The sequence below is a fragment of the Flavobacterium frigoritolerans genome (assembly GCF_025847275.1).
GTDB lineage: Bacteria > Bacteroidota > Bacteroidia > Flavobacteriales > Flavobacteriaceae > Flavobacterium > Flavobacterium frigoritolerans.
The window spans coordinates 42,551-68,297 of record NZ_JAOZEV010000006.1; the positions used below are offsets into that span (position 1 = coordinate 42,551).

A 25,747-nucleotide genomic window follows, 5' to 3' on the forward strand; every position below is an offset into this window, starting at 1 on the left:
TTAAAAAATAAAATGAGAAATATACAGTACCTAATTATAATTGCAATTGTTTTTACCTTTAGCAGCTGTTCAGTTTACAACTTTACAGGAACTGGTAAAATTGACGCAAAAACATTTCAAGTAAATTACTTTCAGAACAATGCTGATTTAATTGAACCAGGATTGGATCGTACTTTTACTTTACAATTACAGGATTTAATCCAAAATCAAACTAATCTAAACTTAGTGAGCTCAGGTGGAGATTTAGTTTACGAAGGAGAAATCACAGACTTTCGAATTAGCCCAATGACCGCAACTGCTGATCAGCAGGCATCACAGAACAGATTAAAAATTCGTGTAAACGTACGATTCACTAATAGAAAGAAAGAAACAGACGATTTTGAAAAATCATTCGAATTCTATTATGACTATCCTGCACAAGATCAACTTATAGGAACTATAAAGGACACTGCTATTAAAGAAATTCTTGACCGTATTACCCAAGATATATTTAATGAGTCTTTGGCAAAATGGTAATTTTAGGTTTAATCGTAAAACTGATAAAACCGATTAAACAATAGCCGATTAAACGAATAAACAATTTCAACGATTAAAGAAAAAAGTAATGAATGTTAACGATTATACTTACCTAATAAATAGACCCGATGCTATTACCGAAAAGCAAACGGATGAGTTAGGCAATGTATTGAATGAATTCCCATATTTTCAAAGTGCAAGAGCATTGCGATTAAAAGGTCTTTATAGTCAAAACAGTTTTAAGTATAATTATGCCTTAAAAGTTACTGCCGCACATACAACAGATAGAGCTATTTTATTTGATTTTATAACATCTGAAACTTTTTCAATTATTCAAAAAGAATATTATGACAAGAAAGCTTCGGCTCTTTTGAATATAACCGTAATTGATAGCGAACATCTTTTGCCTGAGATTGTAATAGAAGAAGTAATAGAAAAAGTAGAACCTAAATTTACAAATCCTATTGAGCAATCAATTCTTACTTCAATAAAAGAAGCTTCAATACCAAATATTGAAGTAAATGTAGAAGCAACAGAAGAGGCTATAGAAATTGCAGAAGAAAATCTAGAATTAGGTAAACCTCTGGATTTTTCTGCAAAAGAAAAACACTCCTTTCAAGAGTGGCTTCAACTTTCTAGAACAGAACCTATTGAACGAAAAGAGGAGAAAAAAGAAAAAGAACGAGAAGTTTTACCTATTGAAACAGACGCTGTATTAATCGAAATTAACGAAGAGAAAAAGAAGAAAGCGGAATTAATTGACAAATTCATCGAAACTAGTCCAAAAATTTCTCCTGTAAAATCGACCACAACAGTTGCAGCTAACATTCAGATAGACATCAATAAAGATGACAATACCTACCTAATGACTGAGACTTTGGCTAGGGTATATTTGGAACAAAAAAAATACACAAAAGCAATACAAGCATATGAAATATTAATTTTGAAATATCCAGAAAAAATTAGTTTCTTTGCAGACCGTATATCGGATATTAAGACATTACAACAAAATAACAATAATAATTAAACAATGAGCACATTTTCAATTTTTTTAGTTTTAATCACAATAGTTTGTTTTCTATTGATCGTAGTAATCATGGTTCAAAACCCTAAAGGTGGAGGATTATCTTCAACAATTAGTGGATCTCAAATGTTAGGTGGCGTACAAAAAACAACTGACTTTTTAGACAAAAGTACTTGGACGTTAGCTACAATCTTAATTGCATTAATCTTACTTTCTAGTTTAAGTTTTACGGGATCATTAAGCGATGTAGAATCTAAACTTATCGAGAAATCTGCTACTACAGCTCCAAGCACTACGCCTGCAGCTCCAGTTCAAGAAACACCTGCTGCGACTAACCCAGCAAAATAATACATTCTTTATAAAATATAAAAATGCCAGCCTGTCAAAGCTGGCATTTTTTATAAGAAATAATGTCAGTTTATCCAAGGTGGCATAGTTTCTGAAAGTTTATAAGCAAACAAAATTATAAACATAACATAATTATAAAATCATGACTTTAAACATTAAACCGCTTTCAGATCGCGTACTTATTGAGCCAGTTGCAGCAGAGACTAAAACTGCGTCAGGGATTTTTATTCCAGATACTGCCAAAGAAAAACCACAAAAAGGAACTGTTGTAGCAGTAGGAAATGGCACTAAAGACCACACTATGACTGTTAAAATTGGAGATACAGTACTTTATGGTAAATATGCAGGAACTGAATTAAAACATGAAGGAACTGATTATTTGATTATGCGCGAAGATGATATTCTTGCAATAATATAGCTTCATGCTATAGGCAATAAAAAACATAAATAATAATCGCAGTAAGGAACAAGCCTAAGGCTTATAGCCTACTGCCTAAAGCTAAATAAAAAATGGCAAAAGATATAAAATTTGATATAGAAGCACGTGACGGATTAAAACGTGGTGTAGATGCATTGGCAAATGCAGTAAAAGTAACTTTAGGACCAAAAGGTCGTAACGTAATCATTGGAAAATCTTTTGGTGGACCAAACGTAACCAAAGATGGTGTTACTGTTGCAAAAGAAATCGAATTAAAAGACCCATTAGAAAATATGGGAGCTCAAATGGTTAAAGAAGTAGCTTCAAAAACTAATGATTTAGCTGGAGATGGTACTACAACTGCTACAGTTTTAGCTCAAGCAATCGTAAAAGAAGGTTTGAAAAACGTAGCTGCTGGAGCTAACCCAATGGATTTAAAACGTGGAATTGACAAAGCTGTTGAAACTATCGTTGCAGACTTAGCTAAACAAGCAAAAGTTGTAGGAAGTGATTCAGAAAAAATAAAACAAATTGCATCTATCTCTGCAAATAACGACGAAGTAATTGGTGAATTAATCGCTACTGCTTTCGCAAAAGTTGGAAAAGAAGGTGTTATTACTGTTGAAGAAGCAAAAGGAACAGATACTTTCGTAGATGTTGTAGAAGGAATGCAGTTTGACAGAGGATATTTATCTCCATATTTCGTTACAAATCCTGAAAAAATGGAAGTAGAATTAGAGAACCCATATATCCTTTTGTATGATAAAAAAGTTTCTTCTTTAAAAGAACTTTTACCAGTTCTAGAGCCAGTAGCTCAATCAGGAAAACCTTTATTAATTATTGCTGAAGATGTTGATGGAGAAGCTTTATCAACTCTTGTAGTTAACAAATTACGTGGAGCCCTTAAAATTGCTGCTGTAAAAGCACCTGGTTTTGGCGACAGAAGAAAAGCAATGCTTGAAGATATTGCTATCCTAACTGGTGGAACTGTAATCTCTGAAGAAAGAGGCTATACATTAGAAAACACTACAATCGAAATGCTAGGTACTTCTAAAAAAGTAACTATCGATAAAGATAACACTACAATTGTAAGTGGTGCTGGTGAAGCAGACATGATCAAAAATCGTGTAAACCAAATTAAAGGTCAAATGGAAGCTACAACTTCTGATTATGACAAAGAAAAATTACAGGAACGTTTAGCTAAATTAGCTGGTGGTGTTGCTGTTCTTTATGTTGGTGCAGCATCTGAAGTAGAAATGAAAGAGAAAAAAGACAGAGTTGATGATGCATTACATGCTACTCGTGCTGCTGTTGAAGAAGGTATAGTTGCTGGTGGTGGAGTTGCTTTGTTAAGAGCTAAAAACGCTTTAAGCGAAATAAAAGCTGACAATGCTGATGAAGCTACAGGTATTCAAATCGTATCACGTGCTGTAGAAGCTCCATTAAGAACTATCGTTGAAAACGCAGGTCTTGAAGGTTCTGTAGTAGTTGCTAAAGTTGCCGAAGGAACAGGTGATTTTGGATACAATGCTAAAACAGATGAATATGTAGATATGCTTAAAGCAGGTATTATTGATCCTAAAAAAGTAACACGTGTAGCTTTAGAAAATGCAGCTTCTGTAGCAGGTATGATCTTAACTACTGAATGTGCTTTGATTGATATTAAAGAAGATAATGCAGGCGGAAACCCAATGGGTGGAGGTATGCCAGGAATGATGTAATATTATTTCTGACTTAAGTCTGAAAAATAAAAAATCCGAAGTTTATAGCTTCGGATTTTTTTTGCTTTGATTCAAAATTTATTTATCTATTTCTGTAGTTTAAAACTACAACTATACTTAGTCAAAAAAACTATTACAATTAATGCAAACTTAATTTTTTAGTTATACTATTAACGAAAATAGCACAAGCAGTAATCTAACGGATTATAGCACGCAATGAATAATCCTATCTTATTCCTGACAAAAGTCTAGAAACAAAAAATCCGAAGTTTATTAGCTTCGGATTTTTGTTTTAATATCTATTCTATTTTATCTGCCGGTCTTTTCTTTAATAATTTCATTAAAACTGGAAAAGTCGTTATGATAACAATAATTATAATAATGTATTCGATGTGTTGCTTTAAATCAACTCCTTGTTTCAAAAATATCCCATAAAGGTAATGCCCTGAAAAGATTAGGATAAAAGCCCACAAAAATGAACTTAATATATTATAAAACATAAATTTCTTTTTATCCATAGATACGATTCCAGCAACTATAGGAGCAAATGTTCTAAAAATTGGTAAAAAACGAGCGTATATTATAGCTTTACCTCCATATTTTTCAAAGAAATCTTTTGACTGCAATAAGTATTTCTTCTTGAACCAAAAAGTATCTTCTTTTTTAAATAAATAATAACCGCTTTTGGCTCCAAACCAATATCCAGTCATATTACCTAAAATTCCTGAAATAGCAACCATTAAAGAAAGAAGAAAAACATTTATAAAATCATTTTCTATATAAACCATGTTCTGAATTAATTCACGGCTATAAATTCCAGCTAAAAAAAGTAAGCTATCACCTGGTAAAAAGAAACCTGCAAAAAGTCCTGTTTCGGCGAAAACTATAAATATAACAATGTATAAACCAATTTGAACTCCACCTAAGGTAAGGGTAATATAAAACTCTGGATTAATTAATTGAGTCCAATCAAAATTATTCATATAAGCGATTTATTCGTTAAATTTATAAGTTGGTGAAAGTAATAATAAATTAGTTTAACCACAATAAATTGGGATATTTTAAAGTTTTATTAACGCTAAAAAAAGCCCAAATTCTAAGTTAAGTCCTAATATTAATTTCTTTCATATTTACAACACGTCGGAAGCCCATCATAAACATCTTGTGTAGCCTTTGCAACGTCAGTATCATGACCTGATTTAGCTATAGCATTTTTCACATCAACAGGAGAGGTTTTCTCTTCATTCAGTATTAAGCTTAATTTATGAGTACTAACATCCCATATTGCAGATTTCACTCCCGAAACACTAAAAGCAGCTTTTTCTATTCGTTTTTTACAGTGCTCGCAATTACCGCTTACTTCTGTTTCATATTTCGCATTTTTATTCTTTTTATCTTGTGCCTGAGCGGCAAATGAGAAAAAAGTAAGCAGTAGAACTATTATTACATTTTTATTCATCATTTTTCTATTCTTTTTTTGGAATTCATGGATCTTCGGTTTCATTTTGCTTTATTTTTAAAAGGTTCTATTATAATTATTTAATTGATTTTACAAAAAATTGAGAGTGATTCACAAAACTTAATTTAACACATAGAGACATAGATTTTATGTATAAAAAAGAGCTCAAAAAGAAATACATTTCTTTCACATAGCCGGGCTCTGTGCATTTTAAACAAATGAAATATCTCTATGTGTTGAAAATTAATCACACCCAATGGTTAAATTCTATTTTATTTTAAATCGCAATCCTGCGTAATACATTTGACCAAAAACTGGAGCATATACAATTGAAGCATCAAAGTCTGACCCAAACGGGTTACCACTTCCTAAGATTGCTTTGTCTTGTCGATAATTTCCAATGTTCTCCCCTCCTACATACACTTCAAAAGTATCCGAAAAAACTCTTGTTACTTGTGCATTCATTAAAGAATAAGAAGGCGAAAAATTAGGCAATCTATCCTTATTTAGATTCGAAGCTGTATTTGGTAATTGTTGTTGTCCAATCCAGTTAAAAGTATAATCCATTCTCCACTGCTTGCCGTCAACTAGATTTGTTTCGTATTCCAGATTACCAAAAAAACGATGTTTTGCCTGCAAAGGTCTTTCGAAATTTCCTGACAAATAATCGGTTCGGATATCATAATATTTATACGCCGAACGAAAATTAAAATTCTTTAGTAATTCATAATTAAACTCAACCTGTAAACTATTTGCATATGATTTCCCTTTTAAATTATAAAACAAAACTTCTTGTGGGCTCTGCATTACATCTACAACAACTTGATTTTGGAAATCGGTTCTGTATAAATCAAAAACTACTTCGGCATGCTTATCAAAAAGAGAAAACCTTTGCGAAAAGCTCACCCCATAATTCCAAGCAATCTCTGGATTCATCCCATAAATTTTACCGTTTTTATCCAGAATCGAAAATACTCTAGAACTAGCAAATAGCTGTTGGTTCTCAGCAAAGATATTAGCTGAACGTTTTCCTCTTCCTGCCGATAATCTCAAAACTGCTTTCTCCCAAGGATTATACCTCACATGTAAACGTGGCGTTACAAAAGTCCCTAAGCGATTATGATTATCAATTCTCCCTCCTAAAATAATACTAAAATTATCTGTGTTATCATATGTATATTCAAAGAAAGCTCCAACAGAGTTATCGATTCGGCTATAATCATTTACGTTTACAAACTCCTGATATTGATCGTATGCAAAATTTAATCCTGCTGCAAATTTATTCTTAGTATTATCGATAATCGAATTAAAAATTAAATTAGAATAATAACTATTCTGTTTGATATCGTATTGGTTTAAACCAAAATAAGATCTCTGATTGTGGCTGTTAAATGCATTCTGAAAACCAATACTCTGATAAGGCATATCTGGAAAAACATAACCTATTTTAGTAGCTACATCAATTCGCTCCGTGTTAATTTCGGATCCCCAATAATTTGTTGTCCCTTTATCACGATCCTTATCAAAATCGAGCTCTCCTGTTTCTTTCTTATCATTCATATATCTAAGATTGACAAAACCAACCCAGCCTGTTTCGGCATTAGTATATTGATAACGATTTAAAATATTGATTTGCTTTGCCAATGGATTATCCAAGAATCCATCATGATTCATGTCTGTTTTTGCAACACGTGCATTACCGTGAACTAATAAACTTGTTGCCCATTTATCTGAAAGCTGTTTAGTAAAATGAGTATTTAATTCAAAACGAGAATCTGTAGAACCATACGCATTTAAGAAAAATGGAATATCATTCATCGGTTTTAACAACTCTGTATTTATTTGTCCTGAAATGCTTTCATACCCATTTACCACACTTCCTGCTCCTTTGGTAATCTGGATACTTTCGACCCAGGTTCCAGGAGTAAATGACAATCCGTAAGCTTGAGAAGCCCCTCGAACAGATGGAACATTTTCTTCGGTAATCATTAAATACGGACTTGTGAGTCCCAACATTTTAATTTGCTTTGTTCCTGTTAATGCATCTGAGAAATTAACATCAATAGATGGATTTGTCTCAAAACTTTCGGCGAGATTACAACAAGCTGCTTTAAGCAATTCTTTACTTGTTATAAGTGAAGTATTTCCTGTAAGGGTATATGATTTTTTAATTCCTTTTTGCTTTTTAATAATTTTAACTTCTTCCAAATTTTCTTGTGCGAAAACAGGAATACAAAGTAAAAGCACAGCAAAAAGTGCTATATTTTTTTTCATGAGAATAATTTTAATGTTTAAAAAAGTAGATCCAAACCATACAAGATGATTTGATTTTAAAAAACATTAAAATCAGGCGTAAAATATATATTGTTGATAGAGCTTAAATAGCGGAGGTGCATGAGCATCGCTATAATAAGTAATTAGCTGTTTACTTTTAAATTTTGGAATAAAGAAAAAAGCAACTGTTTTGAATTCTTGTAGCGTAAAAGGAAAATCAAGCTGGAATAAGAATGTTTTAATAGTAGCTGTATCTGATTTTTTTTCAAAATGAACTACTTTGTCCTTGCAACAAGATGATTTTTTTTTGACAGCAATCCCGCAGCATTTTTTGACTGGGGGTGCTTCTACAGTTTTGTTCAATGAAATAGAAGATAACTTACCTCCACAATAATGCACATCAAAAGCAAGTCCTACATTGGAAACCAATAGCAGAAATGCCAAAAATAAACTAGTGCATCTTTTTATATTCATATCACCTACAAAATTAGCATTATAATTAATTTATAAAATGAAATTCCTGTTAAAAATTTAAAAATCATTTTCACAATTCAAATTCCTGCCCCATTAAAGGAATCGTGCAATTAAAACCATATTTTTCTTTAATTTTTATACGAAGTGCATCTGCTGGAACATTTTCTCCATGAACCAAGAATATTTTTTTAGGCTTATTTTCTAATACCGAAAGCCATGCAAGCAAATCATCCTGATCTCCATGAGCTGAAAGCCCTCCTATTTCTAAAATTTTTGCTTTAACTGGAAAATATTTCCCCCGGATTTTAATTTCATCCGCACCTTCTAGTAATTTTCTTCCTCGAGTACCTTCAGCTTGATAACCTACAATAATTACTGTTGTTTCCCGCATTCCTATATAATGTTCAAAATAATTCAAAACCCTTCCTCCTGTAGCCATCCCACTAGCAGCTATGATAACTTTTGGGCTTTTGTTATAAATGACATCCATTGTTTCCTGATAATCCGAAACTAGAGAAAACATTTTTGTCATGCCTGTACATTCTTCCAACGTAAGCTTATGCCATTCTTTATTATTAATAAATATTTCCAAAGCGCTAATTCCCATAGGCGTATCTATAATATATGGAATGTTTGGAATCCTATCTTCTCTCTTTAACTGCCACAACAAATACATTATACTTTGCGCTCGCTCTACAGCAAAACTGGGTATAATTACTGTTCCTTTTTTTTGAAATGCAGCATTGATATATTTTTCAAGTTCTTCTTTTGCATCTGTATCGGGATGCAATCGGTTCCCATAAGTGCTTTCTAAAAATATATAATCTCCCTTTTTGGGCTTTTCCGGAGGGAATAGCAATACATCATCATCTCGGCCAATATCTCCCGAAAACACTAAAGTTTTCTTCTCAACCGTTAATGCAATACTACATGCTCCCATTATATGCCCTGCAGTAGAAAAAACTGCCGAAATATCAGCTTCTAAAAGAAAAGGTTCATTAATCTTAACCACTCTAAAAAGTGGGAAAACTTTCTTAGCCTGTTCTACCGTATAAAGAGGTTCAGCAATTTCATGACTAGAATATCGCTCTTCGTTGGCCTTATTAGCTTCTTCTTCCTGAATCTTGGCACTGTCTAAAAGAATAAGTTTGGCTATTTCTTTTGTAGGCCCTGAACAATATATCTTTCCTTTAAATCCCTGATACACCAATCTAGGCAACCAACCACAGTGATCTAAATGTCCATGAGTAAGCAACACAAAATCTATTGTTGAAGGCAAAACCGACAAAGGCTCCCAATTAAGTTCACGCAAAGGTTTTATCCCTTGAAACTGCCCGCAATCAATTAAAATCCTAACACCATTACTCTCAATCAATGTTTTTGAGCCTGTAACAGTTCCAGCACCACCAATGAATTTGACTTTCATTTGATTTGAATTTAAATTACATAAAAAACTATATCCTTAAGAATACCTACACAACTCTGATGCTTCTTTTATTATACCTTTTATTCTTTGAGAACTCAATCCAATTTCTTCTAAACAATTATGATTGTTTAACAACTCTTTTACCAAAATTACATCCAAAGCCAATAATTTATCTTTTTCAGCGAGCGTAAGTGTAGTTAAACAAGTTATAGGGTATAGATTATTATTCTCATTCTTTGTTCTTAAATTATTATTTACAGGATAATCCCAACTCAGTAAATTCAATCCTGAACACGTTCCAAAAGTCATTGCATCTAATGTAAATCGGTTGTTTGTAACAATCCAACATTCAGAAATAGCATCTTTATCAGTAAAGACAGAATGTTTTTTTTCTTTAAGATCATTAAATCGAGATAAAATATACATCGGTACTTTTACATCTGTAGATGCTTCTTTTCCCATATGAAATTTACATTCAATCATTGCAATAACACTATTTTTCTTTATCAAAACATCTATTTCGTGTGAAACACACTTGCCTTGTAGCGTTAAATTAGTTTTTGTTTCATAATTTTCTATCGAGAAAAGTCTGGCAATATATTTTTCGAAGTAAAAACCAGCAGGACCCAATAACTGAATGGCTTCTTTTAAGTTATAACGTGCAGCATGAGAATTGGATTTTTTTCTTAAAAGATTAAAAGCCATCTTATAGATTCTCTTAGTAGAAATACCTTCGTAAATTTCTTTTTCGATTATTTGTAAAACTTCTTGAACAATTGATTGATTTGCCCCTGAATTCAACAAAGACTTTTCTAGTTTCTTCTTATCAAAAACAACAAATTCTCCTGATTTTTTTACAACTTTCATCTGTTTCCTGATTTGATAATTAAACAAATACAAACCGACTAATAAAGGTACAAAAAAAGAGCTATTTATTTAGCTTTTGATAATAAAATCCAGGAATAAACAACAGTATAAGAATGGGTTGGATTAAAAAACGACGTACATAAAAAAGCATCAAATTATTTTGATCGGCATAAAAATAAATGATACAATAAAAAGCAACAATTAAAATAAGAAAAAAAATAACATATAAAATCGAAGCAAATTTCACCAATTCAATTTCTTTAAAAAGCACATAAATTACCCCCAATGACACAATTGTATTTAATGCATATCGAAACAGCAATCCGAAAAACAAACGAATCGAATCGAATTCAGGCAGAGGAAGCGTTTTATAATCTCTTTCAAAATAAACTAGAAAAGGATCATAAAACAACTGATTTTCAAAAGCTCTTATCCCTACCAAAAGAAGCACAAGAAGAATCAAAAGAAAAACCTTTGATTTATTTTTAAGAATATCATTTAGCATATCTGGAAAATTTACTTACCCAAACAATCCACAAAATAAAAACCAAGCCATAAATCACCAGTGGAAAAAGCACGCCATGCAAAAAATGAGATTTCTCTGGAAAATAATACAACAATGCACACAATGAAGCAATTCTGCAAATATTAAGAATATAAATAAAAAGACTTCCCCCTAAAACATAAAGTAAAGTTGATTTTAATTTTCCTGAAAAAGCAATTATAAAAGATACGAATAAAATAATCACACTAATTGCATTACAGCCCTCTACAATTGAGGCAACAATCTTCTCGTTATATGATATCCTTACATACGGTTCCGAGGGAATTTTCTCGAATTTAACATCATCATTAAACAATTGTAATAATCGTTCGGTATGATTCCCTACTAATTTTGTTATTCCATCTAACTCACCAGCAGTTCCAAAACGGCTCAAATAATATTGATAAATTAACGTCAACAAAACATAAGCTACAAAAAACACCCCTATAAAAAGAAGAAAAGGTTTGTACTGGATTAAATATTTTTTCAAGAGAAATTTTTAACAAATTTATGTAATTTTTGATTTGGCTTTAAATACTTTTGTATAAAAACTAAATTAAGATGACATTTCAAGAATTACAACCAAAAATAACTGCGATTATAGCAGACACAGATCACTCAAGAGACGAAAAACTATTAAATATTTGTCAATTATTAAGTGATACTATCGATTATTACAACTGGGTTGGGTTTTATTTTGCTAATCACGAAAACAAAACATTGCATTTAGGTCCATATGTAGGGGCTGAAACTGACCACACTGTGATTCCTTTTGGAAAAGGAATTTGTGGACAAGTCGCTGTCTCTAACGAAAATTTTGTTGTACCAGATGTTGCTGCTCAGGATAATTATATCGCTTGCAGCTTTACTGTAAAATCTGAAATTGTTGTTCCTTTATTTGTAAATGGACAAAATATTGGGCAAATCGACATCGACAGTCATGTCCTTGATCCGTTTACCGAAGCTGATGAAAAGTTTTTGGAATTTGTAAATCAGGAAGTAGCTAAACTATTTTAAAAACAAAATTTACATGAAATTTCGACTTCATTATTATTTTACGATTGCATTTTTTCTATTAGTAACGACAAAATCGTTCTCACAAGGCTCCATAGACCTTAACAAAATGATTTACATGGATTCTACATATACAGAAGCCACTGCAGAAAACTATAAATACATTAGGATTGTCGAGGGATATTATCAAAACAGAACATCTTATGTTTTTAAGGATTACTATAAGTCTAAGATTCTCAAAATGATTGGAACATCTACAGAAAAAGATTACCTCAGTAAAGAGGGACAATTTGTTCATTATTATGAAAACGGAAAAAAAAAGTCAGCAGTAAATTACGTCAAAGGAAAAAAAGATGGTAAAGAATATAGTTGGCACGAAAATGGAAATTTAAAATCTGAACTTGAGTATTTTAAGAACAAAAAAGGTAAAACCTTTTTTAAAGTAAACAATTACTGGAATAATCAAAATGAACAAAAAGTAACATCTGGAAATGGTGATTATGAAATAGCAGATGATCGCAACGAAGAAAGCGGAAAAATAAAAAATGGCTTTCCAGACGGCATCTGGAAAGGAAAAAACATAAAATCTAATTTTACTTTTACAGAGAATTATGAAAACGGCGAATTAGTTTCTGGAATAAGCATCGATTCTTTAAACATCGAGCATTCTTATAAAGTTGCTTACGATCAGCCTGTTCCAAAAAATGGAATAGAAACTTTTTATAGATATATTGCACGAGAAATGTTTATTCCGATAGAAGCCAGAAATAAAGTTTATGGAAAAATATACATGACCTTTATTGTGGATAAGGAAGGAAATCTAACTGAACCAAAAATAGTAAAAGGAATTGGTTACGGATTAGACGAGAGCGCAATTAGCGCAATTAAAGGAGCTAAAAAATGGAAACCAGGATTAGAAAGAGGCATTCCGACAAGGGTCATTTATTCATTACCCATAACAATAGTAAAATAAGGGACAATAAAATTTATTTTTAAAAAAAAAAGTACTATTTTTGCACCCGTCTTACAATAGATGTATGACATACATAAAAATCATTAAATAATATTGGAATGTATTTAACTAAAGAAATTAAAGAAGAGATTTTCGCAAAACACGGTGAAGCAACAAACACTGGAAAAGCAGAAGCTCAAATCGCATTGTTCACTTACAGAATTTCACACTTAACTGAACACTTGAAAAAAAATCGTCACGATTATAACACAGAACGTTCATTAGTACTACTAGTAGGAAAAAGAAGATCATTGTTAGATTACTTGAAGAAAAAAGAAATCAACAGATATCGTGAGATTATCAAAGTATTGAATATCAGAAAATAATCAATATAAAAAAGAGGTGCGAGAGTGCCTCTTTTTGTTTTTACACAAAAAAAGAAAAAAAGTTTGGTTTTTCATTGGGTTTTAGGCATTAACTACGCACAACAACAACTACAACACAACTAAAACCCATTGTATAATCAATAAGGAAAAAAAAATTATGATTCCACAATTATTTGTAGAAAAAATCGATTTAGGTGATGGCAGAAGCATCACAATCGAGACAGGACGTTTAGCAAAACAAGCTGATGGTTCTGTAGTAGTAAGAATGGGCGACACGATGATACTTGCAACAGCAGTTTCAGCTCGTACCGCTAACCCAAATGTTGATTTTTTACCATTAACGGTAGATTATCGCGAAAAATTTGCTGCTGCTGGTCGTTTCCCAGGAGGTTTCTTCAAGAGAGAAGCTCGTCCTAGCGATAGCGAAGTATTAACAATGAGATTAGTAGACCGTGTTTTACGTCCGCTTTTCCCAGATGATTACCATGCTGAAACGCAAGTTATGATTCAATTAATGTCTCATGACGAAGAAGTTATGCCTGATGCATTAGCTGGTTTAGCTGCATCTGCTGCTTTAGCAGTTTCAGACATTCCTTTTTACAACTTAATTTCTGAAGTACGTGTAGCACGTATCGACGGAAAATTTGTAATCAACCCAAGCAGAGAAGACTTAGCAAAATCTGACATCGACATGATGATTGGAGCTTCTATGGACTCAGTTGCAATGGTTGAAGGTGAAATGAAAGAAATTTCAGAAGCTGAAATGGTTGAAGCAATTAAATTTGCTCACGAAGCTATTAAAGTTCAAATTCAGGCACAATTGCGTTTGCAAGCTGCTTTTGGTAAAAAAGAAATTCGTACTTACGAAGGTGAGAAAGAAAACGAAGAAATTTACAAAAAAGTAAAAGCTGCTGCATACGATAAAATATATGCTATTGCAAAAGTTGGTTCTGCTAAACACGAAAGAACTGCTGCATTTGCTGAAGTAAAAGAAGAAGTAAAAGCTTTATTTACTGAAGAAGAATTAGCTGCTGATGGAGATTTAGTTTCTAAATATTTCTACAAAACAAACAAAGAAGCCGTTCGTAATGTAGTATTAGAATTAGGTGTTCGTTTAGATGGTAGAAAAACAACAGACATCAGACCAATCTGGTGTGAAATTGATTATTTACCAAGAGTACACGGTTCTTCTTTATTTACACGTGGAGAAACTCAAGCATTGGCTACAGTAACTTTAGGAACTTCTAGAGAAGCTAACCAAATTGATTCTCCATCTGAACAAGGTGAAGAGAAATTCTACTTACACTATAACTTCCCTCCTTTCTCTACTGGTGAAGCAAAACCTCTAAGAGGAACTTCAAGAAGAGAAGTAGGTCACGGTAACTTAGCTCAAAGAGCGTTAAAAAACATGATTCCTGCTGATTGTCCTTACACAATTCGTATTGTTTCTGAGGTTTTAGAATCTAACGGTTCTTCTTCTATGGCAACAGTTTGTGCTGGAACAATGGCTTTGATGGATGCTGGAGTTCAAATGGTAAAACCAGTTTCTGGAATTGCTATGGGATTAATTACTGACGGTGATAAATTTGCTGTATTGTCTGATATTTTAGGTGATGAAGATCACTTAGGAGATATGGACTTTAAAGTAACTGGAACTGCTGACGGTATTACAGCTTGTCAAATGGATATTAAAATTGATGGTTTACGTTACGATATCATGGAGCAAGCTTTAGGGCAAGCACGTGAAGGACGTTTACACATTTTAGGAAAATTAACTGAGACTATTGCTGCTCCAAGAGCAGACGTTAAAGCGCATTCTCCAAAAATCATCACTAGAACTATTCCTGGAAACTTTATTGGAGCATTAATTGGACCTGGAGGAAAAGTAATTCAAGAATTACAAAAAGCTACTGGAACAACTATTGTAATCAACGAAGTTGATGAACAAGGTGTTATCGAAATCTTAGGTACAGATCCTGCAGGAATTGAAGCTGTTTTAGCTAAAATTCAATCTATTACTTTCAAACCTCAAATGGGCGAAGCTTATGAAGTTAAAGTAATTAAAATGCTTGATTTTGGAGCTGTAGTAGAATATACTGCTGCACCAGGAAATGAAGTTTTACTTCACGTATCTGAGCTAGCTTGGGAACGTACTGAAAACGTTACTGACGTAGTAAACATGGGAGATGTTTTCCAAGTTAAATATCTTGGACTTGATCCTAAAACTAGAAAAGAAAAAGTGTCAAGAAAAGCACTTCTTCCAAGACCTCCACGTGAGGAGAAAAAAGAGTAATCAGATCTTAGTTTACTAAAGGTTTATTTATAGAAAAAACCCCAATTCATTTATTTGAATTGGGGTTTTTCGCATTATATCTAGCCCTGAAATAGCAATACATAAAAGCATCGTTATAGAAACACTTCAAGAAACACGCTATATAAAGTGTACAGAAAAAACTATTCTATATCTTTTAAATTATATATTACCCTAAAACAAAAGACACAACAACTAGAAATAAATAATCAAACATGACATTCTCATGATCTTTTACATTATAGAGTCTTTTATCAAAAACACAATTATAAATGTAATTTCTAAGCTTTCTGAATTATTTAGGCAGCTATCTTGTGTTTTCCTAAATGACTCTTGCACTTCATTGTATTAACCGTTTTTCACATATCTGATTTTCACGTATTTACAATGTTTGTTTCCGGAATTTATTAGGAATAAGCCTCTTTTATTCGTATATTTGAATTTATACGACATATAGAAAATGTTTCTATAACGGATATTTTTTTATTAAAAATTCTTTGGTCTTTTTTATCGGAATTAATTTTAATTCCACAACAATTGTTTTTGTCACTTTAGAGGAAATCCCCACCTGCTTATTAGACAAAAAACCGCAAGACATAAGACTTTTATCCTATCGTTTAACGATACAATTATATTTAATTACTGTGATTTTCATCTCGGTAGAAACTTTTTTGCATTATGAATTTTAAAGTAGGAATTATTAGAGCTGGTCCTAGTGGTCTTGCTATGTTACGCGCATTTAAACCGGAACAGAAAAAAGGTAATAAAACACCAGAAATCAAGTGTTATGAAAACAAGATAACTGGTATGGAATGTGGAACTACACCAGAAGGACTGGAGTAGGAAAACACCATACCCCATGAATAAAAGAATTAGACGACAGTATTGAACGTTATCTTGAAGAAGAAGCGCCAGATGAAAAGCAATTGGAACGCACAAATTATTACTAAGTATTCTAAAAAAACTGCTGGCTAAAAACACAATCTGAATTGTTGTGATTTTACAAATTCATACACATAACTCTATGTACACTTAAAAATTGAGGAGATAAAAACATGAGACAACTTAAAATTACCAAGCAGGTAACTAATCGTGAGACTGCTTCATTAGATAAATATTTACAAGAAATCGGAAAAGTTAACCTAATTACCGCTGAGGAAGAAGTAGAGTTAGCACAAAAGATTAGAGTGGGTGACCATCTTGCATTAGAAAAATTAACAACAGCCAACTTACGTTTTGTAGTATCAGTAGCAAAACAGTATCAAAATCAAGGGTTAACACTTCCTGACTTAATAAACGAAGGAAATTTAGGCTTGATTAAAGCTGGACAACGTTTTGATGAAACACGTGGTTTCAAATTTATATCATACGCCGTTTGGTGGATTCGTCAAGCGATTCTTCAAGCACTGGCAGAGCAATCTCGTATCGTTCGTTTGCCTTTAAACAAAATTGGCTCAATCAATAAAATCAATAAAGCATATGCTATATTAGAGCAAAGTAATGAGCGCCCACCATCTGCTGAAGAAATTGCAAAAGAATTAGATATGACAATAAACGACGTAAAAGAGTCTATGAAAAACTCTGGTCGTCATTTATCGATGGATGCTCCTCTTGTAGATGGAGAAGATTCAAACCTTTACGATGTATTGCGTTCTGATGAATCTCCAAATCCAGACAAAAAATTAATTCATGAATCATTGAGTACAGAAATACAACGCTCTCTAGAAACATTAACTCCAAGAGAAGCAGATGTGATTCGGTTGTATTTTGGTCTTGGAAGCCAACATCCAATGACATTAGAAGAAATTGGTGGAACTTTTGACTTAACTCGTGAGCGTGTGCGTCAGATCAGAGAAAAAGCAATCCGTAGATTAAAACATACTTCAAGAAGTAAAATTCTTAAAACTTATTTAGGATAATACTATTGGATTTCAAGTTTCAGGTTTCAGGTTACTCAAAATAACTTGAAACTTGAAATGTTTTTAACGCAAACAACAGTTTGATTGACTGTTCGTTTTTTGGTTGATGATTGAAACTCCGGCTGATTACCGGAGTTTTGTTTTACAATCATACAATTCAAAAAATAAATTACTACATTAAAAGTCAAATACTCAATTAGATGAATTATTATTTTAAAATATTTTTAATTTAATTGTAACTTTTTTGTAACTCCATACGTATAACCATATGTACACTTAAAAATTGAGGAGACAAAAACATGAGACAACTTAAAATCACCAAGCAGGTAACCAATCGTGAGACTGCTTCATTAGACAAATATTTACAAGAAATTGGAAAAGTTGACCTAATTACCGCTGACGAAGAAGTAGAGTTAGCACAGAAGATTAAAGCCGGTGATCAAAGAGCATTAGAAAAATTAACAAAAGCCAACTTACGTTTTGTGGTATCGGTGGCAAAACAATATCAAAATCAAGGGTTAACACTTCCCGATTTAATAAACGAAGGAAATTTAGGTTTGATCAAAGCTGCACAGCGTTTTGATGAAACACGTGGTTTCAAATTTATATCATACGCAGTTTGGTGGATTCGTCAATCGATCCTTCAAGCATTAGCTGAACAATCACGTATCGTTCGTTTACCTTTAAATAAAATTGGTTCTATCAATAAAATCAACAAGATGTATGCATTATTAGAGCAATCTAATGAGCGCCCACCATCTGCTGAAGAAATTGCTAAGGAACTAGACATGACAGTAAATGACGTAAAAGAGTCTATGAAAAACTCTGGTCGTCACCTATCAATGGATGCTCCTCTTGTAGAGGGAGAAGATTCAAACCTTTACGATGTATTACGTTCAGGCGAATCTCCAAACCCAGACAGAGAATTAATTCACGAATCATTACGTACAGAAATAGAACGTTCACTAGAAACATTAACTCCAAGAGAGGCAGATGTAGTTCGTTTATATTTTGGACTTGGAGACCAACACCCAATGACACTAGAAGAAATTGGAGAAACTTTCGATTTAACTCGTGAGCGTGTACGTCAGATTAAAGAAAAAGCAATCCGTAGATTAAAACATACTTCAAGAAGTAAAATTCTTAAAACCTATTTAGGATAATAATATTTGGTTTCAAGTTTCAGGTTTCAGGTTACTCAAAATAACTTGAAACTTGAAACATGAAATGTTTTTAACGCAAACAACAGTTTGATTGACTGTTCGTTTTTTGATTGATGATTGAAACTCCGGCTGATTACCGGAGTTTTATTTTTTTAGTACCTGAATGATTTTCATAACTTATATTGAGATTTAACCTATTGCTATTTAACCGCAAGGGCGCGAAGATCTCATAAATAAGATGTAACAAAACACAACGTTCGAAAAGCTTTGCGATTAAATATTTCATGACTAATATTGAAGTTTTACCACATCCAGAGAAAACCTTTGAACCTTCCTTTTAGCCACAGAATAAAGGATTAAATAGATTAAAAGCTTTTGTGAACTTTGCAGTTAAAAAAATTATCTTTGCAAAAAAATAATACAACACACAACTACACAATGAAAAATACACTAATTGCACCCTCAGTTCTTGCAGCCGATTTTGCTAACCTACAACGTGATATCGAGATGATTAACAACAGTCAAGCCGACTGGTTTCATATCGATATAATGGATGGCGTTTTTGTTCCGAACATTTCTTTTGGAATGCCAGTTTTGGAAGCGATAAACAAACATGCTAAAAAAACCATCGATGTTCACTTGATGATTATTGATCCTGATCGATATATTAAAACTTTTGCTGACTTAGGTGCCAATATATTAAGTGTACATTATGAAGCTTGTACACATCTTCATAGAACTTTACAAGCTATAAAAGCAGAAGGCATGAAAGCAGGAGTAGCAATAAATCCACATACAAACATTGATTTGTTAGAAGATGTTATTAATGACATTGATTTAGTTTGTATCATGAGTGTAAATCCTGGTTTTGGTGGACAATCATTTATTGAAAATACCTATGCCAAAGTAAAAAAGCTAAAAGATTTAATTACTAGAAAAAATGCATCAACTATTATAGAAATTGATGGTGGTGTAACCAATAAAAATGCAAAACAATTAGTAGAAGCCGGAGCAGATGTTCTAGTAGCTGGAAGTTATGTTTTTAAAGCAGAAAACCCAACAGCAACTATTGCCGATTTAAAAGCGCTGACTTCTTTTTAATTTTTCAGAAGCAAATAAAAATACAATAGCCGAAGATAAATCTTCGGCTTTTTTTATGTCCATTCTAAAACTTGAAACGTTTTACAATTTAGATTAACGTGTTGGGCAAATTCATAAATTTTTATTTAAATATTAAACAATCATTTATGACACTTTTTTATTTAATACACACAAGGAATGGTTTTTAGTATCACATCGAACTATTAAGTATTTTATCTTACCACGTAATATTTGTTTTTTACCAAAACTTATTTTTTAAAAGAATTTTAAATATCTTTGAACTATGGACACAGCAACAAAACCAAAACATATAGGCAGAAACATTAGCCGAATTAGAGAACTACGTGGCATGAAACAAGAAGCATTGGCTATAGCAATTGGAGTAAGCCAACAATCTGTATCTAATATTGAAGCAAGTGAAACTATTGATGAAGAAAAACTACAAGCTATTGCAGTAGTTTTAGGGGTTTCTACAGAAGCAATTAGAAATTATAGTGATGAAGCTGTATTTAATATAATTTCTAATACTTATCATAATACAAGTAGTGATAACTCTACATTGATTGCAAGTTCTGTGAATTATCAGCCAACTTTTAATACAGTAGATAAAATAATTGAATTGTACGAACGTTTAGTTCAGGCTGAAAAAGATAAAGTTGAGTATTTGGAAAAATTATTAAAATAAAAATAACCTATAACTGGCACAGAAAGAATTTCCGCGCTATCATTCGCTAAAATTCGTATAATTACTTCGTCAGTTAGCTAAGGCTCCGAGGTACTAAGACACAAAGGTTTTCTCTGGATGCGCTAAAAACTCCTTTTATCCCGACAGCTATCTAGAATGGCTAAAATTTTTCTCTCGCAGATTTTAAAAAAATTTGAGCTGACGAGTACAGATTTATTTATGACTACTTTTTAAATTCAATCTGCGTAAAAAAAAGACTTTTAATCTATTATACCAAAAGATCTTTCGAATAATAACTACAATTTTGTTTCATGTTGTATGAATTATATTCTGACAAAATTTAACATTTTAAAATTAAGTTCTTAACTTAGCGTAAATTCCTATTTTTTTTTCAGAAATTATTAGATAATAATTTCCTCTGAATTCAATTTTCGATTCCTCATTAGCTAAATAAATTAAGACAACATGAAACAAACTTATTTTAATTCGAGTATTTTATTTACCTGTTTAGCATTTATAGTAGGCGACATTGCTAACGCTCAAGAAAAAACTAAATATCTAAATGCCGAACAAAGTGACCCAATCAAGATGGGCTGGATGGTTGGCTCTCCACCACCCGCAGACCGTATTCCTCGTTTTGATGATGGAAGTTTCTTTCAATTCCCTGCATTAAGATGGAGTGTAGCCCATATGCGTCAATTCATGCCAACAATAAATGTTTCTCGTGGTCTAGGTTCTTCAAGCCCATTAGAAACAAATATCAAGAGTGATATTGATAAAATTAAATTCACCCCTTTAGGCGAAAAAAAATCAATTACTTGGGAAGAATCACTGCAAAAAGTTTACGCCGATGGGGTAATCATTATGCATCACGGGAAAATTGTATATGAAAAATATTTAGGCGCATTAACCGTTGATGGTCAACATGCAGCTATGTCGGTTACAAAATCTTTTACTGGTACTCTTGGGATTTCATTAGTACAGGAAGGACTTATAGACCCTACCAAGCTTGTTTCTGAATACATACCTGAGCTTCAAAACTCAGCATTTGGAGACGCAACAGTTAGACAAGTTATGGATATGACCACTGCTTTACAGTTCAGCGAGGACTATGCCGACCCTAATGCCGAAATATGGAAATTTTCAGCAGCTGGTAATCCGCTACCAAAACCTAAGAATTATGATGGACCGAAAACGTATTATGAATACCTTCCGACGGTAAAGAAAAAAGGAACTCATGGAGAGGCCTTCGGTTACAAGACAGTCAACTCTGATGTTTTAGGTTGGATTATTGCCAGAGTTACAGGAAAAACTATAGCCGAAGTCTTATCTGAAAAAATATGGAAAAAACTAGGTACTGATCAAGATGCTTATTATTCAGTAGATGCCATTGGAACTCCTTTTGCTGGTGGTGGTTATAATTTAGGATTAAGAGATATGGCACGTTTTGGTCAGTTAATTTTAAATAACGGAAAAGCGGGTGATGAACAAATTATTCCAAAATCAGCAATTGATGATATAAAAAAGGGGGGGGATAAAAAAGCATTTGCTAAAGCAAATTACACTCTTTTAAAAGGATGGAGCTATCGAAATATGTGGTGGATTACCAATAATGCCAATGGTGCTTTTTGCGCTCGTGGAGTACATGGACAGGTTATTTACATAGATCCAAAAGCAGATATGGTTATTGTACGTTTTGCATCAAATCCAGTAGCAAGTAATGCTGCAAATGATCCCTATTCGCTACCTGCCTATGAAGCTGTAGCAAAATATCTTATTAAAGCCAAATAAGTACTAAAGCCTATTGCTTAAACGAAAACATTTAATACTTGATTTGCTGAAAATTTAACACATAGAAACATAGATTTAAAAACATAATTCAAGCTGTTTCTGGAAAACTATAATTTTTTCGCATAGCTTATGCGATTTATTTTAAGTGAAACGTCTTTTTTAGACTTTGTAGACTATGCCTCTATGTGTTAAAAATCATACTCAATAAAGTTAATATTTACTTTGTTTCTCTCTTACCCCAAAAAGGATTAGAATTAAGCCGCCATATATAAGCAATCTGGAAATTTCCAGAGGACAATCCTATGCTACTATTGTTATTATCTGAAAATGAAGAAAAAATAAGATTATTAACATAGGATAACCCAAGTGACCATTTTTCTTTATTATATCCTATTGCCACTCTTGGAAAGAATGTGGGGTATATTTCGATCTTTTTCTTACCAAAATAATTTATTCTTTCAGTACCAAAGTTGGCTCCCATTGTTGCTGAACCACTGGCAAACCATTTTTCATTAATCGCCCAAGTATAAGCATAACCTCCGCTTACTCCAAACTGAAAATTGTGTAAAGAATTCTTAGTCTTGTGTACAAAAGAACTATCTGAATCTATTTTTGTGAAATAAACACCTCCTCCAAGTAAAAAACTTCCCGCGGATTTTAATTGTCTTTCATTTTGATTAAAAGCTGCCTTATAAGAGAATTTTTTATTATTAAAAACATACTGTCCAAATGCCCCATATTGCTGAATTTTTAAATCTGGGTACAACTGTATATTTTTATCATTATCATCAGCAGTATAAAATCCGCGATACTTTTGGACAAAAAGGTCAATTATAAACTTTCGTCCATAATTATGGATTTGAAAATCCAATGCTTTAGTCTTTCCCTTTTCTTTATCTTTCATAAAATTCAAACCATATCCATAACTCAAATTAATTATAGTGTTATTTATAGACACTCCAAAACCTAAATTCATAGGTGTATTTGGCATGAATTTTTTAATATCTCCGTCTATTTCCTGTTCCATCGAAATAAACTTCATAGATAGATATGTTCTTAGCGAAAGCTTATTCTCAAAAGGTTTAACATAAGTAGTATCAATTTGCGCATTGCAAAGATATGGAAGAGTAAAAATGAGTAAAAAATAAAAATATGCTTTCATTATGCTATAAAACGGAAATTATTGGTCCTTATTATTCAAAAAAAAACAATAACAAGATTTCATCAAGTATCTAAAAAACCTAATACTTCTACAAAAGTATAAATCAATATTATTTAGGACTTACATTATCTCAAAAAAGAAAGTTAACAAATCTATTTATTCCTAAATGTTTCCAGAAATCGAGTTTTATTTTGATTGGTATTCATACTTTTGAATTACATAAAACTGACAGGACATGAAAATTTTAATAATAGAAGATGAGGCCGGTTTACGTGAAGTGGTCCAACAATCACTTGAAAAAGAAAAATATATTGTAGAAACTGCACATGATTACATTTCTGGGCTAGACAAACTAGGCGCATATGATTATGATTGCATATTAATAGATATTATGCTTCCTAATGGAAATGGCTTAGACTTACTGAGAGAAATAAAAAATCAGAAAAAGCAAAGTGCCGTTATCATTATTTCGGCAAAAGACGCTGTAGATGATAAAGTAAAAGGATTGGATTTAGGCGCTGATGATTATTTAAGCAAGCCTTTTCATTTATCAGAACTACATGCCCGAATTAAATCGGCACTACGTAGAAACAATCATAATGGAGACAATTTAATTGTTTGGAAAAACGTAACTCTTTGCCCTGAACAACGTACCGTAGTTATAGATAATAAAGAACTAATCTTAAACAGAAAAGAGTTTGATTTACTTTACTATTTTATAATAAACCCAAATCGATTGATTAATAAAACTGCAATAGCCGAATATGTTTGGGGCGACCATACGGATCAGGCAGACAATTTAGACTTTGTGTATTCTCAAATTAAAAATTTACGAAAGAAACTAAAAGATAGTGATGCCGAAATTGATATTCAGGCAGTTTACGGAATTGGATATAAAATGAATTAATGAAATTACAAAACTACACCATTCGCTATCTCGCACTTACGCTTCTTATTGTAATCCCTATTTGGGCTGGGATTTTTTATATGCTAATTTTAGATGAGGTACATGATAATATCGATGATGATTTAAAGAATTCTAAAATCATTATTATCCGTCATGCTTTTGCCGACAAAAAACTATTAAATTCTCCAGAATTTGGAATCAATAAGTTTACGATAAAACCACTTCCAAAAGGTAATTATTCTCGAAAAGATAAATTTTCTACTTCTAAGGAATTCATGGAATATGATAATGATAACGAACCTATCAGAACATTAAAAACTATTTTTAATGATGATAAGGGTAATCCTCATGAACTAATTATAAAAGCATCGATTGTTGAAGAAGATGAATTATTAGAAGATTTACTGCTTGCTTTAATTGGTTTATATGTTATGCTCGTAATTAGTATATTGGCAGTTAATCATTTACTCTTAAAAAAAATATGGAAATCGTTTCATATCATTTTAGAGAATCTTAAAGAAATTAAATTAGGAACTGGCAGCCGGTTAAAACCTGTAAATTCTTCTATTACGGAATTCAATATTCTAGCCAAAGAAGTGGAGAAAATGATTAATCGTAACGAAACAATTTATTCTAGTCAGAAACAATTTATAGAGAATGCTTCTCATGAACTACAAACACCACTTGCAATTAGTATAAACAAACTCGAATTGTTTGCAGAGAATAGTACTCTTTCTGATGAACAAATGATGGAAATAGGAAAGATAACTGATACATTAAATCGATTGACAAGATTAAATAAATCTTTATTGATGTTATCCAAAATAGAGAATCAACAATTCTCGGAAGGAGAAAATGTTAACTTTAATGAGCTCATTTTATTACTAATAGACGACTACACTGATTTAGCTGATTTCAAAAAAGTAAAAATAACAGTAGTCGAAAATGATTCATTGTATTTTATGATGAACAAAGGTTTGGCAATTGCGTTAATTAGCAATTTATTAAAAAATGCATTAATTCATAATCATCCAGATGGTTTTGTTAATTTCATAATAAACAAGAATGACATCATAATTTCAAACAGCGGAAACAATTCTCCTTTAAATTCTGAATTAATTTTCGGAAGATTCTATCGTCATACAACAACAAATGAATCTACTGGTTTAGGTTTATCTATTGTAAAATCGATTATAAATAATTACTCGATTACTATCGAATATTTATTCACTGGAAATCATCAATTCAAAATTAATTTTCCAAAAAAGTAGTCTTTTATCTATTT

25 protein-coding genes and 1 pseudogene are annotated in these 25,747 nt (G+C 32.1%); 17 read left to right on the plus strand and 9 right to left on the minus strand.

Annotation, left to right across the window (positions count from 1 at the left end; translation table 11 throughout):
- Positions 1–12: 12 nt before the first annotated feature.
- From OIU80_RS09610 to groL, 5 genes are all read left to right on the plus strand, one after another.
- Entirely contained in the window at positions 13–516 is a 504-nt protein-coding gene (locus OIU80_RS09610; RefSeq protein ID WP_264286804.1) for an LptE family protein, read from the plus strand.
- Positions 517–604: 88 nt separating this feature from the next.
- Positions 605–1,543, plus strand: a complete 939-nt coding sequence (locus tag OIU80_RS09615) for a tetratricopeptide repeat protein (protein ID WP_264286805.1) — start codon at positions 605–607, stop codon at positions 1,541–1,543.
- 3 nt (positions 1,544–1,546) lie between these two features.
- Complete coding sequence (gene secG, locus OIU80_RS09620) at positions 1,547–1,888, plus strand: preprotein translocase subunit SecG (protein ID WP_129537349.1); 342 nt, start codon at positions 1,547–1,549, stop codon at positions 1,886–1,888.
- Positions 1,889–2,030: 142 nt separating this feature from the next.
- Positions 2,031–2,306, plus strand: coding sequence for a co-chaperone GroES (locus OIU80_RS09625; protein ID WP_129537348.1), 276 nt, complete (start codon positions 2,031–2,033; stop codon positions 2,304–2,306).
- Positions 2,307–2,398: 92 nt separating this feature from the next.
- On the plus strand, positions 2,399–4,027 hold the full coding sequence (gene groL, locus OIU80_RS09630; protein ID WP_264286806.1) for a chaperonin GroEL: 1,629 nt from the start codon (positions 2,399–2,401) through the stop codon (positions 4,025–4,027).
- A 299-nt stretch (positions 4,028–4,326) separates the two neighbouring features.
- Here groL and OIU80_RS09635 read toward each other — a convergent pair whose 3' ends face one another.
- The 8 genes from OIU80_RS09635 to xrtF all read right to left on the minus strand — a co-directional run bounded on the left by OIU80_RS09635 (position 4,327) and on the right by xrtF (position 11,561).
- Positions 4,327–5,010 (minus strand): DedA family protein, encoded by a 684-nt coding sequence (locus OIU80_RS09635; protein ID WP_230604475.1) that lies wholly within the window; start codon positions 5,008–5,010, stop codon positions 4,327–4,329.
- Between the two features lie 131 nt (positions 5,011–5,141).
- On the minus strand, positions 5,142–5,531 hold the full coding sequence (locus OIU80_RS09640) for a heavy-metal-associated domain-containing protein (protein WP_264286807.1): 390 nt from the start codon (positions 5,529–5,531) through the stop codon (positions 5,142–5,144).
- Between the two features lie 222 nt (positions 5,532–5,753).
- Positions 5,754–7,760, minus strand: a complete 2,007-nt coding sequence (locus tag OIU80_RS09645; RefSeq protein ID WP_264286808.1) for a TonB-dependent receptor plug domain-containing protein — start codon at positions 7,758–7,760, stop codon at positions 5,754–5,756.
- Positions 7,761–7,832: 72 nt separating this feature from the next.
- Positions 7,833–8,234, minus strand: coding sequence for an HYC_CC_PP family protein (locus OIU80_RS09650; protein WP_264286809.1), 402 nt, complete (start codon positions 8,232–8,234; stop codon positions 7,833–7,835).
- Positions 8,235–8,304: 70 nt separating this feature from the next.
- Positions 8,305–9,660, minus strand: coding sequence for an MBL fold metallo-hydrolase RNA specificity domain-containing protein (locus OIU80_RS09655; protein ID WP_264286810.1), 1,356 nt, complete (start codon positions 9,658–9,660; stop codon positions 8,305–8,307).
- A gap of 36 nt (positions 9,661–9,696) precedes the next feature.
- Positions 9,697–10,527, minus strand: coding sequence for an ATP cone domain-containing protein (locus OIU80_RS09660; protein WP_264286811.1), 831 nt, complete (start codon positions 10,525–10,527; stop codon positions 9,697–9,699).
- A 61-nt stretch (positions 10,528–10,588) separates the two neighbouring features.
- Positions 10,589–11,032, minus strand: coding sequence for an exosortase F system-associated membrane protein (locus OIU80_RS09665; protein WP_264286812.1), 444 nt, complete (start codon positions 11,030–11,032; stop codon positions 10,589–10,591).
- Positions 11,022–11,561: an exosortase family protein XrtF gene (xrtF, locus tag OIU80_RS09670; protein ID WP_264286813.1), complete on the minus strand. Its 540-nt coding sequence runs from the start codon at positions 11,559–11,561 to the stop codon at positions 11,022–11,024. The genes OIU80_RS09665 and xrtF overlap by 11 nt, the downstream gene beginning before the upstream one ends.
- A gap of 71 nt (positions 11,562–11,632) precedes the next feature.
- On the opposite strand from xrtF, the gene OIU80_RS09675 reads away from it, so the two are divergent.
- The 10 genes and pseudogenes from OIU80_RS09675 to OIU80_RS09720 all read left to right on the plus strand — a co-directional run bounded on the left by OIU80_RS09675 (position 11,633) and on the right by OIU80_RS09720 (position 22,393).
- On the plus strand, positions 11,633–12,088 hold the full coding sequence (locus tag OIU80_RS09675; protein ID WP_264286814.1) for a GAF domain-containing protein: 456 nt from the start codon (positions 11,633–11,635) through the stop codon (positions 12,086–12,088).
- Between the two features lie 13 nt (positions 12,089–12,101).
- Entirely contained in the window at positions 12,102–13,058 is a 957-nt protein-coding gene (locus tag OIU80_RS09680; RefSeq protein ID WP_264286815.1) for an energy transducer TonB, read from the plus strand.
- A 98-nt stretch (positions 13,059–13,156) separates the two neighbouring features.
- Positions 13,157–13,423 carry a 30S ribosomal protein S15 gene (gene rpsO / locus OIU80_RS09685; protein ID WP_129537341.1) on the plus strand — a complete coding sequence of 89 codons (267 nt, stop codon included), beginning with the start codon at positions 13,157–13,159 and terminating at the stop codon, positions 13,421–13,423.
- A 157-nt stretch (positions 13,424–13,580) separates the two neighbouring features.
- Positions 13,581–15,716 carry a polyribonucleotide nucleotidyltransferase gene (locus OIU80_RS09690; RefSeq protein WP_264286816.1) on the plus strand — a complete coding sequence of 712 codons (2,136 nt, stop codon included), beginning with the start codon at positions 13,581–13,583 and terminating at the stop codon, positions 15,714–15,716.
- Between the two features lie 693 nt (positions 15,717–16,409).
- Positions 16,410–16,594 (plus strand): annotated as a pseudogene (locus tag OIU80_RS09695) (NAD(P)/FAD-dependent oxidoreductase); the annotation flags it as partial.
- A gap of 195 nt (positions 16,595–16,789) precedes the next feature.
- Positions 16,790–17,653: a sigma-70 family RNA polymerase sigma factor gene (locus tag OIU80_RS09700; protein ID WP_264286818.1), complete on the plus strand. Its 864-nt coding sequence runs from the start codon at positions 16,790–16,792 to the stop codon at positions 17,651–17,653.
- Positions 17,654–17,952: 299 nt separating this feature from the next.
- Positions 17,953–18,816: a sigma-70 family RNA polymerase sigma factor gene (locus OIU80_RS09705; protein WP_026707723.1), complete on the plus strand. Its 864-nt coding sequence runs from the start codon at positions 17,953–17,955 to the stop codon at positions 18,814–18,816.
- A gap of 438 nt (positions 18,817–19,254) precedes the next feature.
- On the plus strand, positions 19,255–19,917 hold the full coding sequence (gene rpe, locus OIU80_RS09710; protein ID WP_195736782.1) for a ribulose-phosphate 3-epimerase: 663 nt from the start codon (positions 19,255–19,257) through the stop codon (positions 19,915–19,917).
- 283 nt (positions 19,918–20,200) lie between these two features.
- Positions 20,201–20,602: a helix-turn-helix domain-containing protein gene (locus tag OIU80_RS09715; RefSeq protein ID WP_264286819.1), complete on the plus strand. Its 402-nt coding sequence runs from the start codon at positions 20,201–20,203 to the stop codon at positions 20,600–20,602.
- 465 nt (positions 20,603–21,067) lie between these two features.
- Positions 21,068–22,393 (plus strand): serine hydrolase domain-containing protein, encoded by a 1,326-nt coding sequence (locus OIU80_RS09720; protein WP_264286820.1) that lies wholly within the window; start codon positions 21,068–21,070, stop codon positions 22,391–22,393.
- 217 nt (positions 22,394–22,610) lie between these two features.
- On the opposite strand, the gene OIU80_RS09725 is transcribed toward OIU80_RS09720, so the two are convergent.
- Complete coding sequence (locus tag OIU80_RS09725) at positions 22,611–23,555, minus strand: DUF4421 domain-containing protein (RefSeq protein WP_264286821.1); 945 nt, start codon at positions 23,553–23,555, stop codon at positions 22,611–22,613.
- Between the two features lie 235 nt (positions 23,556–23,790).
- Here OIU80_RS09725 and OIU80_RS09730 point away from each other — a divergent pair, with 235 nt between their 5' ends.
- Together OIU80_RS09730 and OIU80_RS09735 are read left to right on the plus strand one after the other, a co-directional pair.
- The gene (locus OIU80_RS09730) at positions 23,791–24,462 is read left to right on the plus strand and encodes a response regulator transcription factor (protein WP_264286822.1); all 672 of its coding nucleotides are present in this window, start codon (positions 23,791–23,793) and stop codon (positions 24,460–24,462) included.
- Positions 24,462–25,733: a sensor histidine kinase gene (locus OIU80_RS09735; protein WP_264286823.1), complete on the plus strand. Its 1,272-nt coding sequence runs from the start codon at positions 24,462–24,464 to the stop codon at positions 25,731–25,733. Before OIU80_RS09730 ends, OIU80_RS09735 begins: the two co-directional genes overlap by 1 nt.
- The last annotated feature ends 14 nt before the right edge of the window (positions 25,734–25,747 follow it).

What these genes read in the sequence shown, in the direction of transcription:
- secG (WP_129537349.1), top strand. Translation starts at nt 1,547, where the DNA reads ATGAGCACATTTTCAATTTTTTTAGTTTTAATCACAATAGTTTGTTTT.
- OIU80_RS09645 (WP_264286808.1), bottom strand. Translation starts at nt 7,760, where the DNA reads ATGAAAAAAAATATAGCACTTTTTGCTGTGCTTTTACTTTGTATTCCT.
- OIU80_RS09635 (WP_230604475.1), bottom strand. Translation starts at nt 5,010, where the DNA reads ATGAATAATTTTGATTGGACTCAATTAATTAATCCAGAGTTTTATATT.
- OIU80_RS09655 (WP_264286810.1), bottom strand. Translation starts at nt 9,660, where the DNA reads ATGAAAGTCAAATTCATTGGTGGTGCTGGAACTGTTACAGGCTCAAAA.
- OIU80_RS09675 (WP_264286814.1), top strand. Translation starts at nt 11,633, where the DNA reads ATGACATTTCAAGAATTACAACCAAAAATAACTGCGATTATAGCAGAC.
- OIU80_RS09725 (WP_264286821.1), bottom strand. Translation starts at nt 23,555, where the DNA reads ATGAAAGCATATTTTTATTTTTTACTCATTTTTACTCTTCCATATCTT.
- OIU80_RS09680 (WP_264286815.1), top strand. Translation starts at nt 12,102, where the DNA reads ATGAAATTTCGACTTCATTATTATTTTACGATTGCATTTTTTCTATTA.
- OIU80_RS09640 (WP_264286807.1), bottom strand. Translation starts at nt 5,531, where the DNA reads ATGAAACCGAAGATCCATGAATTCCAAAAAAAGAATAGAAAAATGATG.
- OIU80_RS09705 (WP_026707723.1), top strand. Translation starts at nt 17,953, where the DNA reads ATGAGACAACTTAAAATCACCAAGCAGGTAACCAATCGTGAGACTGCT.
- OIU80_RS09610 (WP_264286804.1), top strand. Translation starts at nt 13, where the DNA reads ATGAGAAATATACAGTACCTAATTATAATTGCAATTGTTTTTACCTTT.
- OIU80_RS09730 (WP_264286822.1), top strand. Translation starts at nt 23,791, where the DNA reads ATGAAAATTTTAATAATAGAAGATGAGGCCGGTTTACGTGAAGTGGTC.
- OIU80_RS09690 (WP_264286816.1), top strand. Translation starts at nt 13,581, where the DNA reads ATGATTCCACAATTATTTGTAGAAAAAATCGATTTAGGTGATGGCAGA.
- rpe (WP_195736782.1), top strand. Translation starts at nt 19,255, where the DNA reads ATGAAAAATACACTAATTGCACCCTCAGTTCTTGCAGCCGATTTTGCT.
- OIU80_RS09650 (WP_264286809.1), bottom strand. Translation starts at nt 8,234, where the DNA reads ATGAATATAAAAAGATGCACTAGTTTATTTTTGGCATTTCTGCTATTG.
- OIU80_RS09625 (WP_129537348.1), top strand. Translation starts at nt 2,031, where the DNA reads ATGACTTTAAACATTAAACCGCTTTCAGATCGCGTACTTATTGAGCCA.
- OIU80_RS09665 (WP_264286812.1), bottom strand. Translation starts at nt 11,032, where the DNA reads ATGCTAAATGATATTCTTAAAAATAAATCAAAGGTTTTTCTTTTGATT.
- rpsO (WP_129537341.1), top strand. Translation starts at nt 13,157, where the DNA reads ATGTATTTAACTAAAGAAATTAAAGAAGAGATTTTCGCAAAACACGGT.
- OIU80_RS09700 (WP_264286818.1), top strand. Translation starts at nt 16,790, where the DNA reads ATGAGACAACTTAAAATTACCAAGCAGGTAACTAATCGTGAGACTGCT.
- OIU80_RS09720 (WP_264286820.1), top strand. Translation starts at nt 21,068, where the DNA reads ATGAAACAAACTTATTTTAATTCGAGTATTTTATTTACCTGTTTAGCA.
- OIU80_RS09715 (WP_264286819.1), top strand. Translation starts at nt 20,201, where the DNA reads ATGGACACAGCAACAAAACCAAAACATATAGGCAGAAACATTAGCCGA.
- OIU80_RS09615 (WP_264286805.1), top strand. Translation starts at nt 605, where the DNA reads ATGAATGTTAACGATTATACTTACCTAATAAATAGACCCGATGCTATT.
- OIU80_RS09735 (WP_264286823.1), top strand. Translation starts at nt 24,462, where the DNA reads ATGAAATTACAAAACTACACCATTCGCTATCTCGCACTTACGCTTCTT.
- OIU80_RS09660 (WP_264286811.1), bottom strand. Translation starts at nt 10,527, where the DNA reads ATGAAAGTTGTAAAAAAATCAGGAGAATTTGTTGTTTTTGATAAGAAG.
- groL (WP_264286806.1), top strand. Translation starts at nt 2,399, where the DNA reads ATGGCAAAAGATATAAAATTTGATATAGAAGCACGTGACGGATTAAAA.